Source organism: Sphingobium phenoxybenzoativorans, from assembly GCF_018286635.1.
Lineage (GTDB): Bacteria > Pseudomonadota > Alphaproteobacteria > Sphingomonadales > Sphingomonadaceae > Sphingobium > Sphingobium phenoxybenzoativorans.
Window position 1 is genome coordinate 1,160,235 of record NZ_CP073910.1, and the last position, 13,527, is coordinate 1,173,761.

A 13,527-nucleotide genomic window follows, 5' to 3' on the forward strand; every position below is an offset into this window, starting at 1 on the left:
GGAATGTGCATTATGGCAAGTATTCTATTACGACACTATTCAGAACTGCGGCAAATGGGCATGCAAACGCGGCCCTCATGCGAAGGCCGCGATGAAAAGAGAATGACGCTGAATTTAGCGTGTTGGCGGATGCGACCGCTCGTTGGCCCCTTCGATCTCACCGGGCGGGGGCGCAAGGTGCGGGATTGCGCCGTTGAGGCGCGCTTCACGGGCTGAATTGCGGAACGATAAGGCAAAGAAATCGACGCCCCAGCGCAATTCATCCGTGGTTAGATGCGATAACTGGCCCGCCAGATAGTCGACCGACGCCTTGACCATTCCGTCGACGAACTTCTCGCCGGCCTTTGTCAGTCTGACGACTTTCTCACGCCCCGAATCAGGATTCTCGATTTGCGAAACGAGAGAGAGGGGCGGCTTGGACAATTCGCGCAACAGCTTCGATACGTTTGAATTGCTCATCTCGAACCAAGTGGCGAGGCGAGTTTCGATATCCTTGCGCCGCACCCAACCGGCTGCATCCGCGCGCGAATGAATGAGCCACAGGATCGCCGCCTGCTTGCGAGAGATGCGCCCCTGACACATCACCGTTTCGAGGTCCATGCCGATCCGATAGTGGATCGGATAGAAGAAGTTCAGCAACTCGCCGACCAACGGGAGCGGCGGGCCATATGCCGGCTCGGCTACCGCATCATCCTTCCTCTTCTGCCGGGTGGCCGTTTGCGCCGTCATCTACGTCCTCGATATCTGCCTGCGCCCTTCATAGAATATTCAGTGGCGCTTGAAAACATTACAATCAAAGGACAATGACGAAAGTGTATTATTGTGCGATCTGATGTGGCGTATGCGTGCGATTTGGGGGCGTCTCCATGAAAGAGCAAATCTCTCAAAGCGCCTCTCCGACCAGCCGATAAATGTGCTACAATCAGGCTATGGTGCGGGTTCCCCGCCGCCGCTAGCCGTGCGGAGCCGCGCGAAATCATATACTTGGCGCCCGACCAAAGCGAGTTGATCGCAAACGGCCGCGTCCGTGCATCTGCCATCCCTGAACAGGCCTCCGGAACTGTTGACAGCCGCGCCAAGCGGCGTCGGCCATCCCCGCAGGGCGTGGGTGATCGAGCGAAGCGCAGCGAGGGTAGACCCTGTTGCCTGCCAGCCATAGGCGGTAGCGATCAAACCGACCGGAACACCGTCCAGATAGGCACGGGGATCTTTCGCGGTTTCTTCGACATAATCGATCGCGTTCTTGACCAGGCCGGAAATCGACCCGTGATATCCCGGACTGGCGATGATCACGCCGTCGGCGCGCCGCACCGCGTCAACCAGCGTTCTCGCCTCCGGAACATCCATGGCGCGAGGGCTGAGGTAGTGTGGTAGTCGGCCCAGGTCCGCGCCGCCGAACAACAGCGTCCGCGCACCCAGTTGTTCGGCCGTTGCGAGAGCCATGGCAAGGGCCTGCTCGGTTGATCCCCCAGGAGAGACCGTTCCGCCTATGCCGAGAATGAAGGGCGATGCAGCAGTCATGAAATAATTACCTTCGCCGGGAAGAGGGCGAGCCCAGGGGCCGGCACCGGCGCTTACGTGCCGGTGCCGGACAGCGACCTTAGCCAAGTACGCCGAGTTGCGATTTCCCAAGCAATTCGTAAACGGCATCTCCGGAAAGTGGGTGGTAGATGCCGGCGCGCGCGTCGCGGAACGCGCGCTCCAGCGGTCCACCGCGCCGGATCGCTCCGCCGCCGGTCAGGCGCATGGCGATATCGGAAACCCGCACGGCGGCCTCGGTCGCGGCGATCTTCGCGATCGAAATCCGTGCAGGGCGCTCAGCCGCGCTCCAGTTCGCATCTTCGCCTGCCGCCAGAAGGTCGGCGGTTCCGCGCACTGCGCGTTCAGCCAGTTCCAGTTCCACGATCGCCTGGCCGAGCTGGTGCTGGATATGCCCCACGTCCCGGACCATCACGTTCGCGCCCGACACGGTATGGCCGAGCGACTTCTTCGCGAGCGAATCCCGAACCAGGCGCAAGGCCCGGTCCGCAACGCCCAGATAGACGCCGGCGAACGGGAAGCTTACCCATTCCATTTCGCCGATCAGGCCGGTGCGGAACGGGCCGCCATAACCGTCGGCGGGCACCGGCACCTTGTCGAACACGCAGGTCTGCGTGCCCGAAGCCCGCATGCTGAACGTATCCCAGGTACGCTGGATGCTGATCCCCGGCGTGTTCACCGGAACAATGAAGACCGACTCGCGTGCCTTGTGCTCTTCATAGTCCTCCGGAACCTTTCCATCGGCGTCGGTAATGGTGGCGTTGAAGGTGACGATGTCCGCCCCCTCGATGAAGGTTGCCCAGTTCTTCTTGCCCGAAACATGCCATCCACCATTGCCGTCGGGGACGGCAACCGTATCCGCGATGGTGGAAAAGCCGGCGCGTTCCTCGCTGAACGGACCGGAGATCAGGGCATTGTCCTCGACCACCTGCCTGAACAGCCTGGTTCGCGCTTCCTCCTGCAAGAGATCGCGAAAGATGCCCACCATCACATGGTGCATGTTGAAGGACAGGGTGATCGCCGGATCGCCCCAGGAAGCCAGTTCCTTCTCGACCAGCGCCACGGTCCACAGGTCGGCGCCGAAGCCACCATATTTCTTGGGAACGATGAGCTTCGCGAGACCGCTTTCCTTGTAGAGGGGGACGAGTTCGAGCGGCAGTTGGTTTTCTTCGTCGGCCTTGGCGCCTACCGCCGAAAAGCTCTCGGCGAGCTTGCGCGCACGCGCCACGAGATCGTCACGTTCGGCCGGTGTGATTTCGATACTATGCTTGCCCATGGGCCTCTCCTTCGCATCTGCAGAGATCGCGAAAATGGGCGATCTTGCGACTGGCTACGCGCCGATCGGTCGCACCAGGGCAGGGACTCGATCGCTTGAAATCCAACCTGTTTCCGGGCGGAAATGTAAGCGGTTCGGCCTCGATCACGGCATGTTCCCGATCAGCACTTGGGGTTCTATCTAGCCAAACACTGCATTTTGGCAAGTGTTTATTGAATGAACAAAATGGCGCTTGCGATGCGCTGTCTCACCGGATGGCGGGGCCTCCCGTCAGGGCCTCTACGCGCTCCATCCACGGCAATATGGCAGGCTCGCTGCGCAGCACGTCCAGGCCGCGCCCGGAACCGGCGACACATTCCAGTTGGGACACCACCGCAATGTCCGCCAGCGTGAGGCTCTCGCCAACGAGGAAGTCCCGACCATCCAGCAGGGCGCCAAGCGCCCGCGCGTGGCGTTTCAGTTCTTCCAGAATGTCGGCTTCGCTCCGGCGCGCGAGGCCCTGTCCGGTTCCTTGCTTTCGCGTGAGATAGGGAACCAGCGGCCGGGCGATGCGCCGCATCAACGCATTGTCATATTTGAGGATTTCGCTCACCCAGCGTTCGCGGTCATAAGGCCAGGTGAACCGCATCGTCATCTCGAAGAAATAGAGGCTCTCGTCTGCCCAGTCTTCCAGCAGGTCGACCAGCGCGCGGGCCTTCGGCTCCTGCGGAAAAAGGGCGGGCTGGGGGGCGTGGAGGTCGAGCGCGCGGCAGATGTCGCTCGAATCGTGCAGGACGCGCCCATCCAGTTCAAGGATCGGAACCTTTCCGACCGGCGACAGCCGCTTGAGTTTGCCGAGGTCCGCCATGGGCACATTATGCACCGCATAGTCGAGGCCTTTATAGGTGAGAACACGCCGCACCTTGTCGCAAAACGGTGAAATTTCCAGTTGATGGAGGATGATCCCTGCCACGGCGCTCTCCCGTCATTCTTAAAACTGTGCATTGACGACACTATTTAGGGAAGATAGGGTTTGGGCGAGCTTGGGTCAATGCACATCACAAGCTCGGCAATGAGAGGATAGCGTCCTATGGCCCTTGTCGAATATGCGCGTGAAGGCGCGGTAGGGCGGTTGACCCTCAACCGCCCGGAAGCAGGAAACGCCGTCGACCCTGAGTTCATTGCCGATCTCGCAAAAGCGATTGAGGCCGCCTGCGCCGATCCGGGCCGCGCGATCCTGATTGACGCGCGCGGCGCGAATTTCAGTCTTGGCGGTGATGTTCGTCATCTCGCCGCTTCAGGAAATGGCGTGGCGGATGTCCTGCGCGATATGGCCGCCCGCTTCCATGAAGCCCAGCTCAAGTTGTGCGAACTGCCCCTGCCCATTGTTTCCGCCGTCCAGGGCAATGCGATTGGCGGCGGCTTCGGACTCGCGCTTTCGGCCGATTTCATTCTGTGCGCCGACACGGCTCGGTTTTCGACCGGCTATTCCCGCCTGGGCCTGAGCGCCGACGCGGGCGTCAGCTACTTCCTGACCCGCGCGTTGGGGGCCAGGCGCGCGACGGCGCTTCTGATCAGTTCACGTTTCCTGTCGGCGCAAGAGGCGCGAAGCATCGGAGTCGTGGATGAGGTCGTGCCCGAAGCGGACCTTCAGGGCAAAGCGGTGGCCTTCGCCGATCAATTGGCTTCGGGGCCGACAGCGGCCTATGCGGCCATCAAGCGCCTCACCGAGGCGGCCAGGACATCGGGACTGGCAGACCATCTCGATCGCGAAGCCACCGAAATTGTCGCCCTTGCATCGGGCGATCAGGTGCCCTGCGCGATCGACGCCATCGCAACCCGTAAGCAGCCGGTTTTTCAAGGCTGAACCAACAAGGACATCAAGAATCGACATGGCCGGATTATATTTCGAGGAATTGGCGCCGGGCCTGATCCTGGATCATGCAACCAGGCGCACCGTTACTGAAACGGACAACGTCCTGTTCACGACGATGACGATGAATCCCGCGCAGATCCATCTCGACGCGGACTATTGCGCGCGGACGGAATTTGGGCAGCCGCTCGTCAACAGCATCTTCACCCTTGGCCTTATGATCGGTCTTTCGGTTGGCGACACCACGCTGGGCACGACCATCGCCAATCTCGGCATGACAGATGTCGGCTTTCCGGCTCCCGTATTCGTGGGCGACACCATAAAGGCTCGAACCACGGTCAAGGAGGCCCGCATCAGCAAATCGCGGGATGATGCCGGCATCGTCACCTTCGAGCATCAGGCCTTCAACCAGAAGGACCAACTTGTCGCCCGATGCCTGCGCGCCGCACTGATGCTGCGGCGATCGGTATGATGCTGCGCTCCTTCCTCTTTGTCCCCGCGGACAATGAGCGGAAGATCGCCCGAGGGCTGCAATCGGAAGCCGACGCCTTGATCCTCGATCTGGAGGATTCCGTGGCGCCCGACCGCAAGGCGGAGGCCCGGAAGCTGCTCGCCGGCCAACTCGCCGATCTCGATGGCAGCACTGTGCCCAAGCTCTATGTGCGGATCAATCCGCTCGACAGCCCCCATGTACTCGAAGACCTACTCGCGGCGACTCACGCGGCCGTCGCCGGCATCGTTCTCCCCAAGGCTTGCGGCCGTCACGACATCGATCGTTGCGGGCATTACCTGGATATGGCGGAGAGCGCGAAGGGCATCGCTCCCGGTGCCATCGGCATTCTCCCCGTCGTTACCGAGACGGCTGCGGCGGTGCTCAGATTGCCGGAACTCACCGCGCCGATCGGGCGGCTTCATGCCTTGACCTGGGGCGGCGAGGATCTGGCGACAGTGCTTGGCGCCCGCGGGAACAAGCGTCCGTCCGGCGAATGGGACGACAGCTTTCGCCTGGCGCGCGCGCTTGCCCTTCTGGCCGCGGCGGCGTGCGACGTGCCTGCGATCGATACGCTTCATGCCGATTTTCGTGACGGCGAAGGATTGCGGGCAGCCGGTCTTGCTGCACGGCACGCCGGCTTTGCGGGCAAGATTGCGATCCATCCCGATCAGGTTTCCGTCATCAACGAGGTCTTCGCGCCGAGCGAGACGGAGATCGAGGACGCCAGGGCAGTCGTCGCGGCCTTCGCCGCGTCGCCTGGAAGCGGCGTCGTGGGACTTGGCGGCCGGATGCTGGACCGTCCGCATCTTGTAGCCGCGCAACGGCTGCTCGCGACAACAGGAGAGGTACTTCAATCATGACCGACGATCCGGGCGCGATCCTTGAAAGCCAGCGCGCGCAATCGCGCGATCCATCGCCCGTATCGGCTGCGCTGCGCAAGGACCGCCTGCGGCGCGCCATTGAGGCTCTGTCGAGTCATGAGTCCCGGTTCTGCCACGCGCTGGCTGAGGATTTCGGTGTCCGCGCGCGCGAGCAGTCCCAGCTCTACGACATTGTCGCGTCGCTCCAGACCTTGCGGCATACGCTCAAGCATGTCGATCGCTGGATGCGGCCCGAACGGCGGCCTGTGGACATGGCGCTCCGCCTGTTCGGCGCCTCTGCCTGGATTGAATATCAGCCCAAGGGGGTTGTCGGCATATTGTCGCCCTGGAACTTCCCGCTCTATCTGACCTTCGGCCCGCTCGCCGGAGTCCTTGCCGCTGGCAATCGTGCGATGATCAAGCCGTCCGAGCATAGCCCGGCGACATCGAGCGTATTGTCGGATGCCATTTCGTCGGCCTTCGATCAGGACGAAATCGCGGTGGTAACGGGCGGCGCGGACGTGGCGGCCGCCTTCTCCGCCCTGCCGTTCGACCACATGATCTTCACCGGGTCGACGGCCGTGGGGCGCCATGTCATGCGCGCGGCGGCGGATAATCTGGTGCCTCTCACGCTCGAACTGGGAGGCAAGTCGCCGGTCATTGTCGGCTCGAACGCCGACACGGCGCTGATGTGCGATCGAATCGTCACCGGCAAACTTCTGAACGCCGGCCAGATCTGTCTCGCACCGGACTATATGCTGGTGCCCGCCAGCGAAGAGGCCGCGGTAGCCAAGGGGATCGCTGCGGCGGCGGAAGCCATCTATCCCAATCTGACCGCCAACCCGGAATATGCCTCCGTGCTCGGCGACCGCAACCGCGAGCGGCTTTCGCGCTATGTCGAGGAGGCCCGGGCGCACGGCGCGCGCGTGACCGAGATCGGTGCGCGCGCAAACGACGGGCGGCTGCCTTTCACGATCCTTCAAGATTGCCCGCTCGACGCCGCGGTCATGAAGGACGAGATTTTCGGGCCGATTCTTCCGATCCTGTCCTATGGCTCGCTTGACGAAGCGATCGCGTTCGTCAACGCGCGACCGCGCCCGCTCGGCCTGTATTTCTTCGGTCGCGACAAGACTGAAGAACGGGAAGTGCTGTCGCGGACCGTCTCCGGCGGCGTCACGCTCAATGATGTCGTCTTCCATGTGACTGTCGAAGACTTGCCCTTCGGCGGCATCGGGGAATCCGGCTTCGGCGTCTATCATGGCATCGAGGGCTTTCGCGAGTTCAGCAATGCGCGAGGCATTTTCCGCCAGTCGCGCTTCGATGTCGCCCGCATCGCCGGCTTTCGCCCGCCCTATGGTGCGAAGCTGAGGAAATTCATCGCAAAGAACCTTGGCGGCAGCCGGGCGCATTGAACACGAGGAGAAGGATATGACCCCGCCGATCGATCATCCGCTCAATCTCACCACGCAGGCGATATTGACATGGGGGAGTTGGGGATTGACCGCCGTGGCGCTGCTCATCGCGGCTAGGCTCGGCGTCCGAGAGAGAACGCCGTTCTACGTTCTCCTGATTCTGGCCGCCATGTTCGGCGCCTTTGCTGAACCGCTCTATGATGAAGGTCTGATGCTCTGGTTCTATGAACCCGGCATCTGGTCCCATTTTACGGCCTTTGGCGTGGCTCAACCCAATTGGACCCATAGCGGATATGCCATCCTCTATGGCAGCGCGGCCATGATCATCACCAAGTCCATTCACGACGGCGCGATTTCTAAAAACAGCGTGTATATTTTTTTCGCGCTGGAAGTGGTCATGTCCTGCGTGTTCGAGATGTTCGGGATCAACGGCATAAACGGCGGTGCCTATGAATATTGGGGGCCGCACGTCTTTCGCTTGTTCAACTACCCCATCATCATCGGCATCCTCGAAGCAACGCAGGTCATTTGTTTCTCGCTTGCTGCTATCGAGCTTCGCCAACGGGCAACGCATCCTGCGCACCTTCTTGGCCTCTTCGCCATTTTCCCGATGACCTTTTACGCCGCGAACTTTGGCATCGGCGGTCCGGTCATCATCGCGCTGCATCTCGACGCGCCAGCCACGTCTACGGCATTCGTGACGTTTGGCACGCTCTTGAGCATCGGTTTGGTATTCATCGTCCTGCGGATGGCTGGAGCCGTGATGATAGAGCAGGCGCAAGCAAGCAGGAATGCGGCCCGCTCACTCGGCCAAGGATAGGAGCAAGGATCGTGGTCGAACTATCCCTTGCAGGAGCCATTGAGTCCTTCACCCTGCGCGTCGAGGACCAGGTGTTGGACCGGCTCCGCCAGCGCCTTGATGACGTTCGATGGCCCGACTGCGAGCCGGTTGCCGATTGGTCGCAGGGTGTACCGCTCTCGCGGATGAAGGAACTGGTCGACTATTGGAAGTCTGGCTATGACTGGCGGCGCTGCGAGCGCCGCCTCAACGACCTCGGGCAGTCCCGGGTGCGGATTGATGGCATTGACATCCATTTTCTTCATATCCGTTCGCCTCATGAAGGGGCGATGCCGCTGATCCTCACCCACGGTTGGCCGGGTTCGGTGATCGAGTTTCTCAAGTGCATCGAGCCGCTTACCGATCCCACACGTCATGGCGGCAAGGCCGAGGATGCATTCCATCTCGTGATCCCATCGCTGCCGGGCTTTGGTTTCTCCAGCAAGCCGGTCGAACCGGGTTGGAACGTGCAGCGTATCGCCGGCACCTGGGACATCCTGATGCAGGCCCTGGGCTATGAACGCTACGGCGCTCAAGGCGGAGACTGGGGCGCCGTCGTCACGACCGAGATGGGCGTGCTGCGCCCCGCTGGGCTGCTCGGTATCCACCTCAATCTTCCATTCGTAATCCCCGATCCGCTTCCCGCTGAACCGAGCGACGAGGAGGCGGCGATGCTGGAAGCGCTCGTCTATTACAACCGCTGGCAATCGGGCTATTCGACACTGCAGGCGAGTCGTCCCCAAACGCTCGGTTATCTGCTTGCCGACTCCCCCGTCGGCCAGGCCGCCTGGATATACGAGAAATTCTACGAGTGGTCGGACTGCGACGGCGATCCGGCAAATATCTTCACGGCCGATGAGTTGCTCGACAACATCATGCTCTACTGGCTGACAAACAGCGGGGCCAGCTCAGCCCGATTATATTGGGAAAGCTTCCACGGTGCCTTTGGCGCAAGGGAGCTTCACCTTCCGGTGGCATGCAGCATCTTCCCTGGGGACATCTACAGGGCACCGAGAAGCTGGGCAGAGAAATGCATGCACAATCTCGTCTATTGGAACGAGTTGGCCAGGGGAGGGCATTTTGCGGCCTTCGAGCAACCCCACATCTTCGCCCGCGAAGTAAGACAGGCGTTTCGCGCCATGCGGTGAGCCGGCAACGCCGACAGGTGCTTGCTGGCTGAATTTCACAGCGGGATCGCCGATCGCTTCCGTTTGGACGGCTTCTCAGAATCGTGCCAGATTTCAACCATGCACTATCTGCATCGTTTATATATTGCACTATCCCCAGAATGTTGTAATGGCTGGGGCAGCGATCGGGGAGTCGATATCATCGACGTGAGCCCGACGAGGTTTCGACGGTCATGATGGCCGCAGAAGGAGGATGTTCATGATAAAGGCGCCCTTGAAGGCTCGGGTTCTGTTTCAGTCACTCGGCATGGTCGTGCTGGCGCACCAGTTTGCGTCGCCTGCGCTCGCGCAAACCGAACCTTCGTCTGCGCCGCAGGCTTCCGCTCAGTCATCCGGCGACCAACTGGGCGAGATCATCGTCACGGCCCAAAAGCGTTCGCAGTCGCTCAACAATGTCGGTCTTTCGATCACGGCCGCGGATGGCGAGCAGCTCACCAATCTGGGCATTCGTGAAACCGGCGATCTCGTCAAGATCTCGCCCGGACTGACCTTCACCAAGAGCCAGGACGGCACGCCGCTCTTCACGATCCGGGGTGTCGGCTTCAACGACTATACATTGGGCGCGAGCCCTGCTGTCAGCGTCTATGTCGACCAGGTTCCCCTCGTTTACAGCGCCTACACGCAGGGCGCCACGCTCGATCTGGAGCGTGTCGAGGTGCTGAAGGGGCCCCAGGGCATTCTCTTCGGCCAGAATTCGACGGGTGGTGCGATCAACTATATCGCCGCCAAACCGACGTCAGACTTCCAGGCTGGCGTGAAAGCCTCCTATGGCCGCTTCGACACGTTTGACGGTGAGGCGTTCGTCAGCGGGCCGATCACCGACACCCTGGGCTTCAGGCTGGCCGGCAGTACAACGCAATCGGGTAGCTGGCAGTATAGCTACACCCGCGATGACAAGCTCGGTAAGCAGGACATCCTGCGCGGTCGCCTGCTTCTGGATTGGAAGCCGACCGATACGCTGTCCTTCCTGTTCAGCGCTAACGGTTGGCGCAACAAGTCCGATACCCAGGCGGCGCAGCTTGTCGGACTCAAGCTCCAGCAGGACGCTTCCGCGCCCGGTCAATATGATCCGGTGGAAACTCTCCGGCGTGTCGCCGCATTCCGGGCCCTTTCTCTCGCACCGGGCAACGCACGTGCCGCCGATTGGGATATGGGCAGGAACCTGAAGCGCGATGACAGCCTGTGGCAGCTTTCCCTTCGGGGCGATCTGGAGCTGGGCAGCGGCATCACATTGACGTCGCTAACCTCTTACACCCGCTTCCGCCAGGACTACGAACTGGACCGCGATGGCACGACCCTGCAAAACGCAGGCGTCGAATCGCGTGGCAATGTCAAAACCTTCACTCAGGAGTTGCGGCTTTCCGGAGAAAGCGACAGGCTGAACTGGACGCTGGGCGGCAATTACGCGAAAAACAAGATTCGTAGTTCCGACAATTTTCTGGTGAATGATTCGACCAATACGGCCATCTTGCCTGGCTTTGGCGTCGACAACGGAGATACCACGATTACGGAGAATATCCGCGATCTGGCCGCTTTCGGAAACGTCGAATATAAGCTCACGGACCAGCTGACCGTCCTCGCGGGTGCGCGCTATACCGATACCAAAAATGACTATACCGCTTGTATGCGCGGTGGTCCCGGCCAGCAATTTGTGTTTTGGCAGCTCTCTCAGGCGATCAGCGGTGTTGCTCAACCGGCACCCGACGCAAACACCTGCGTCAATATGGATGAAACAACGTTCCTGTTGATCAGGACTCCCTTTGAGAGCACGCTCCACGAGGACAACGTCTCGTGGCGAGTGGGCGTCAACTACAAGCCGACACGCGATGTGCTGCTCTATGGGCTGGTGTCGCGCGGTTATAAGTCAGGAAATTTCCCGACTGTTCCGGCTTCGACAACGCAACAGTTCGCGCCGGTTAAGCAGGAATCGGTCACCGCCTATGAGGTCGGGATCAAAGCGACCGCTCTGGATAGGAAACTGCAGATCAACGCAGCTCTTTTCCACTATACCTATGACGACAAGCAGATTCGTGGTCTTGTGATTGATCCGATCTTCAACCAGCTCGAAAAACTGGTGAATGTTCCCAAATCCCGGATCAACGGGGCGGAGATCGATATCACTGCTCGTCCATTGTCCGGGCTCACGCTGCGGGCGGCGGGTACCTGGATCGACTCGAAGGTTCTGGATTTTGTCGGGATCAACAATGACCGGGTCCTGGGTGACTATCGCGGATCGGAGCTGCCCTTCTCTCCCAAATGGCAGTTGGTCGGCGATGCGGAATATCGTTGGGCTCTGAGCAGCGACCTCAACGCGTTCGTCGGTGCCAATGTCCTCTACAACAGCAAGACCAATTCGACGCTTGGCGCTCCGGCAAGCTCGCGCATCAAGGCTTTCGCGACACTCGATCTGCGCGCCGGGATTTCCGGTCCGGATGATAAGTGGACGTTATCAGTCTGGGGACGGAACGTGACGGACACCTATTACTGGACCAACCAGTTCGTCACCCAGGATGTGATCGTGCGATATACAGCGATGCCTGCCACCTACGGGGTTTCTGCGAGCTATCGATTCTAGCTGCTTCCTTGTTGGTGTAAAACCGAACCTTCGGGGTAAGCAGGGGAAGCAAGTTCTTGATTTGCGGTGCGCCAATTTGCCCTCCGTTACCCTAAATATCCTACGGAAATGCTGCCGGATGGGTTCCGTACGCTTCTTGCCTTTCGGGCTCAGAGCGCACGCTAATTTGTCGACTTTGGCTTCACGTTGGCGCGGTTCAGTTCGATGAGAAGCCAATCTCGAAACTTGCCCATATATCCGCCTGTATCGGCGGCGATCTGTGCCAGCAGTTCATCGCTCAGTTCATCTTGTTTGAGATCGAGATCACGCAACGCGCGTCTCACCATGTGGCCTTGGAAAACGAAAATCGCATTGCGCAAATATCCGCGCACGATTTTTTCGATCTTTTTATCGTCCCCTTTGGCGGCATGGATGAGCTTTTCTATGGCAAGAACCGTGGGATCGGGCTCCGCCATCGTCTGGCGCATTTCCGGTGTGAGCTTCATCTCCTCGTCAGACATGGATCATTCCGGCTCATTTGCTTTGGGCATATCAGTATAGTCGCATGGTCGCCGCAGGTGAACAAGGTTCAGCTACGAGGCTCCGTCAGAAAAACCAGCTGCGGAAGATGGGCCATCCCACCATGAAACAGACGGCATTGCTGCCAGATATTTTGTCATGACTTCGCGGTGCCACACAGGTTTTCTCGCGCAGTGATGGCAGGGGCGTGGGAATGTCCTTTGATGTTAACCATTTCCGCGATGAAATTCCCCTCCAAAAGTCACATTGCCGAATGGTGAAATTCCATGATGATAGCCTGTTGGAGCGTTTTGTTCGGTTAGCGGGGGGCAAGCAGACATAGGGCATCGGCGCGGTTTGCCCGATGCCCCCGAATGGGATGGAGAGCGAATGCCCATGCGACACGAAGCCCGAATTGAACCCATGCTGGAGGAGACAGGCCGTCCGGCTGTCTTCGCGCCACTATGCAGGTCGATCATCAGCGCAAGAGCGGCGTCGGCCACCATGTTCGGCTCTCTATGCGCCGACCCAGGATGCGAAATGCTGCTCGATCTCTATTGGCGCGACAGCCAGGGATTGAAGACTTCACTCACCAGCTTCTGCCTCGCGTCAAAAGCATCTGAGATGACCGGCCGGCGATGCCTTGCCGAGATGGAGGCGCAAGGCATAGTCGAGCGCTTCCCTGATCCCTTCGATAAACGCCGGATATATGTCCGGCTGACCGCTGCCGGGCAGGATAAGATGGATGCGTGTTTCCAGACCTTGCTGTCCGGATATGCGCAAACCTGTCACGACTGTGCCCGCAAATGCGGCGACGCTCCAGACGGGGCCCGGCAGGCAGTCCCGTTCTGCATTGCGATAGACGGCGTCCGGCGCTTCCGGCGGTAGAAGTTCAGCGTCGGTATCATTGGTCGGTAAATAGGTCGGCGTAGCGCGAAGCGCTGCGCCGGTAAAACCGGGACGCGCTGCCCGTTGATCCGAGCTGAGATCACGCTGT

General features: G+C 60.2%; 13 protein-coding genes. 8 read left to right on the top strand and 5 right to left on the bottom strand.

Annotated elements, in window-relative coordinates:
• Positions 1 to 114: 114 nt before the first annotated feature.
• The 4 genes from KFK14_RS05665 to KFK14_RS05680 all read right to left on the bottom strand — a co-directional run bounded on the left by KFK14_RS05665 (position 115) and on the right by KFK14_RS05680 (position 3,767).
• On the bottom strand, positions 115 to 729 hold the full coding sequence (locus tag KFK14_RS05665) for a winged helix DNA-binding protein (protein WP_021244051.1): 615 nt from the start codon (positions 727 to 729) through the stop codon (positions 115 to 117).
• 198 nt (positions 730 to 927) lie between these two features.
• Positions 928 to 1,521, bottom strand: a complete 594-nt coding sequence (locus tag KFK14_RS05670; protein ID WP_031290697.1) for an NADPH-dependent FMN reductase — start codon at positions 1,519 to 1,521, stop codon at positions 928 to 930.
• Positions 1,522 to 1,600: 79 nt separating this feature from the next.
• Positions 1,601 to 2,815, bottom strand: coding sequence for an acyl-CoA dehydrogenase family protein (locus KFK14_RS05675; RefSeq protein WP_021244053.1), 1,215 nt, complete (start codon positions 2,813 to 2,815; stop codon positions 1,601 to 1,603).
• A 247-nt stretch (positions 2,816 to 3,062) separates the two neighbouring features.
• Positions 3,063 to 3,767 (bottom strand): glutathione S-transferase family protein, encoded by a 705-nt coding sequence (locus tag KFK14_RS05680; RefSeq protein ID WP_021244054.1) that lies wholly within the window; start codon positions 3,765 to 3,767, stop codon positions 3,063 to 3,065.
• A gap of 117 nt (positions 3,768 to 3,884) precedes the next feature.
• On the opposite strand from KFK14_RS05680, the gene KFK14_RS05685 reads away from it, so the two are divergent.
• The 7 genes from KFK14_RS05685 (at position 3,885) to KFK14_RS05715 (ending at position 12,032) form a co-directional block, all read left to right on the top strand.
• The gene (locus KFK14_RS05685) at positions 3,885 to 4,661 is read left to right on the top strand and encodes an enoyl-CoA hydratase/isomerase family protein (protein WP_021244055.1); all 777 of its coding nucleotides are present in this window, start codon (positions 3,885 to 3,887) and stop codon (positions 4,659 to 4,661) included.
• Between the two features lie 25 nt (positions 4,662 to 4,686).
• Positions 4,687 to 5,139 carry a MaoC family dehydratase gene (locus tag KFK14_RS05690; RefSeq protein ID WP_021244056.1) on the top strand — a complete coding sequence of 151 codons (453 nt, stop codon included), beginning with the start codon at positions 4,687 to 4,689 and terminating at the stop codon, positions 5,137 to 5,139.
• Positions 5,136 to 6,020: an HpcH/HpaI aldolase/citrate lyase family protein gene (locus tag KFK14_RS05695; protein ID WP_021244057.1), complete on the top strand. Its 885-nt coding sequence runs from the start codon at positions 5,136 to 5,138 to the stop codon at positions 6,018 to 6,020. The genes KFK14_RS05690 and KFK14_RS05695 overlap by 4 nt, the downstream gene beginning before the upstream one ends.
• Entirely contained in the window at positions 6,017 to 7,432 is a 1,416-nt protein-coding gene (locus KFK14_RS05700; RefSeq protein ID WP_021244058.1) for a coniferyl aldehyde dehydrogenase, read from the top strand. Before KFK14_RS05695 ends, KFK14_RS05700 begins: the two co-directional genes overlap by 4 nt.
• A gap of 16 nt (positions 7,433 to 7,448) precedes the next feature.
• The gene (locus KFK14_RS05705; RefSeq protein WP_081659663.1) at positions 7,449 to 8,252 is read left to right on the top strand and encodes a hypothetical protein; all 804 of its coding nucleotides are present in this window, start codon (positions 7,449 to 7,451) and stop codon (positions 8,250 to 8,252) included.
• Between the two features lie 11 nt (positions 8,253 to 8,263).
• Positions 8,264 to 9,418 carry an epoxide hydrolase family protein gene (locus KFK14_RS05710; protein ID WP_021244060.1) on the top strand — a complete coding sequence of 385 codons (1,155 nt, stop codon included), beginning with the start codon at positions 8,264 to 8,266 and terminating at the stop codon, positions 9,416 to 9,418.
• Between the two features lie 238 nt (positions 9,419 to 9,656).
• Positions 9,657 to 12,032: a TonB-dependent receptor gene (locus KFK14_RS05715; protein WP_161626263.1), complete on the top strand. Its 2,376-nt coding sequence runs from the start codon at positions 9,657 to 9,659 to the stop codon at positions 12,030 to 12,032.
• Positions 12,033 to 12,193: 161 nt separating this feature from the next.
• On the opposite strand, the gene KFK14_RS05720 is transcribed toward KFK14_RS05715, so the two are convergent.
• Entirely contained in the window at positions 12,194 to 12,532 is a 339-nt protein-coding gene (locus KFK14_RS05720) for a hypothetical protein (RefSeq protein ID WP_021244062.1), read from the bottom strand.
• A gap of 538 nt (positions 12,533 to 13,070) precedes the next feature.
• Between KFK14_RS05720 and KFK14_RS05725 the strand changes: the two genes are divergently transcribed.
• Positions 13,071 to 13,418, top strand: coding sequence for a MarR family transcriptional regulator (locus KFK14_RS05725; RefSeq protein WP_021244063.1), 348 nt, complete (start codon positions 13,071 to 13,073; stop codon positions 13,416 to 13,418).
• Positions 13,419 to 13,527: the final 109 nt, after the last annotated feature.

Bases quoted from the DNA above. Each gene is read 5' to 3' on its own strand.
- KFK14_RS05700 (WP_021244058.1), top strand. From the start codon at position 6,017: ATGACCGACGATCCGGGCGCGATCCTTGAAAGCCAGCGCGCGCAATCG.
- KFK14_RS05695 (WP_021244057.1), top strand. From the start codon at position 5,136: ATGATGCTGCGCTCCTTCCTCTTTGTCCCCGCGGACAATGAGCGGAAG.
- KFK14_RS05715 (WP_161626263.1), top strand. From the start codon at position 9,657: ATGATAAAGGCGCCCTTGAAGGCTCGGGTTCTGTTTCAGTCACTCGGC.
- KFK14_RS05725 (WP_021244063.1), top strand. From the start codon at position 13,071: ATGCTGCTCGATCTCTATTGGCGCGACAGCCAGGGATTGAAGACTTCA.
- KFK14_RS05720 (WP_021244062.1), bottom strand. From the start codon at position 12,532: ATGTCTGACGAGGAGATGAAGCTCACACCGGAAATGCGCCAGACGATG.
- KFK14_RS05665 (WP_021244051.1), bottom strand. From the start codon at position 729: ATGACGGCGCAAACGGCCACCCGGCAGAAGAGGAAGGATGATGCGGTA.
- KFK14_RS05685 (WP_021244055.1), top strand. From the start codon at position 3,885: ATGGCCCTTGTCGAATATGCGCGTGAAGGCGCGGTAGGGCGGTTGACC.
- KFK14_RS05705 (WP_081659663.1), top strand. From the start codon at position 7,449: ATGACCCCGCCGATCGATCATCCGCTCAATCTCACCACGCAGGCGATA.
- KFK14_RS05675 (WP_021244053.1), bottom strand. From the start codon at position 2,815: ATGGGCAAGCATAGTATCGAAATCACACCGGCCGAACGTGACGATCTC.
- KFK14_RS05670 (WP_031290697.1), bottom strand. From the start codon at position 1,521: ATGACTGCTGCATCGCCCTTCATTCTCGGCATAGGCGGAACGGTCTCT.
- KFK14_RS05690 (WP_021244056.1), top strand. From the start codon at position 4,687: ATGGCCGGATTATATTTCGAGGAATTGGCGCCGGGCCTGATCCTGGAT.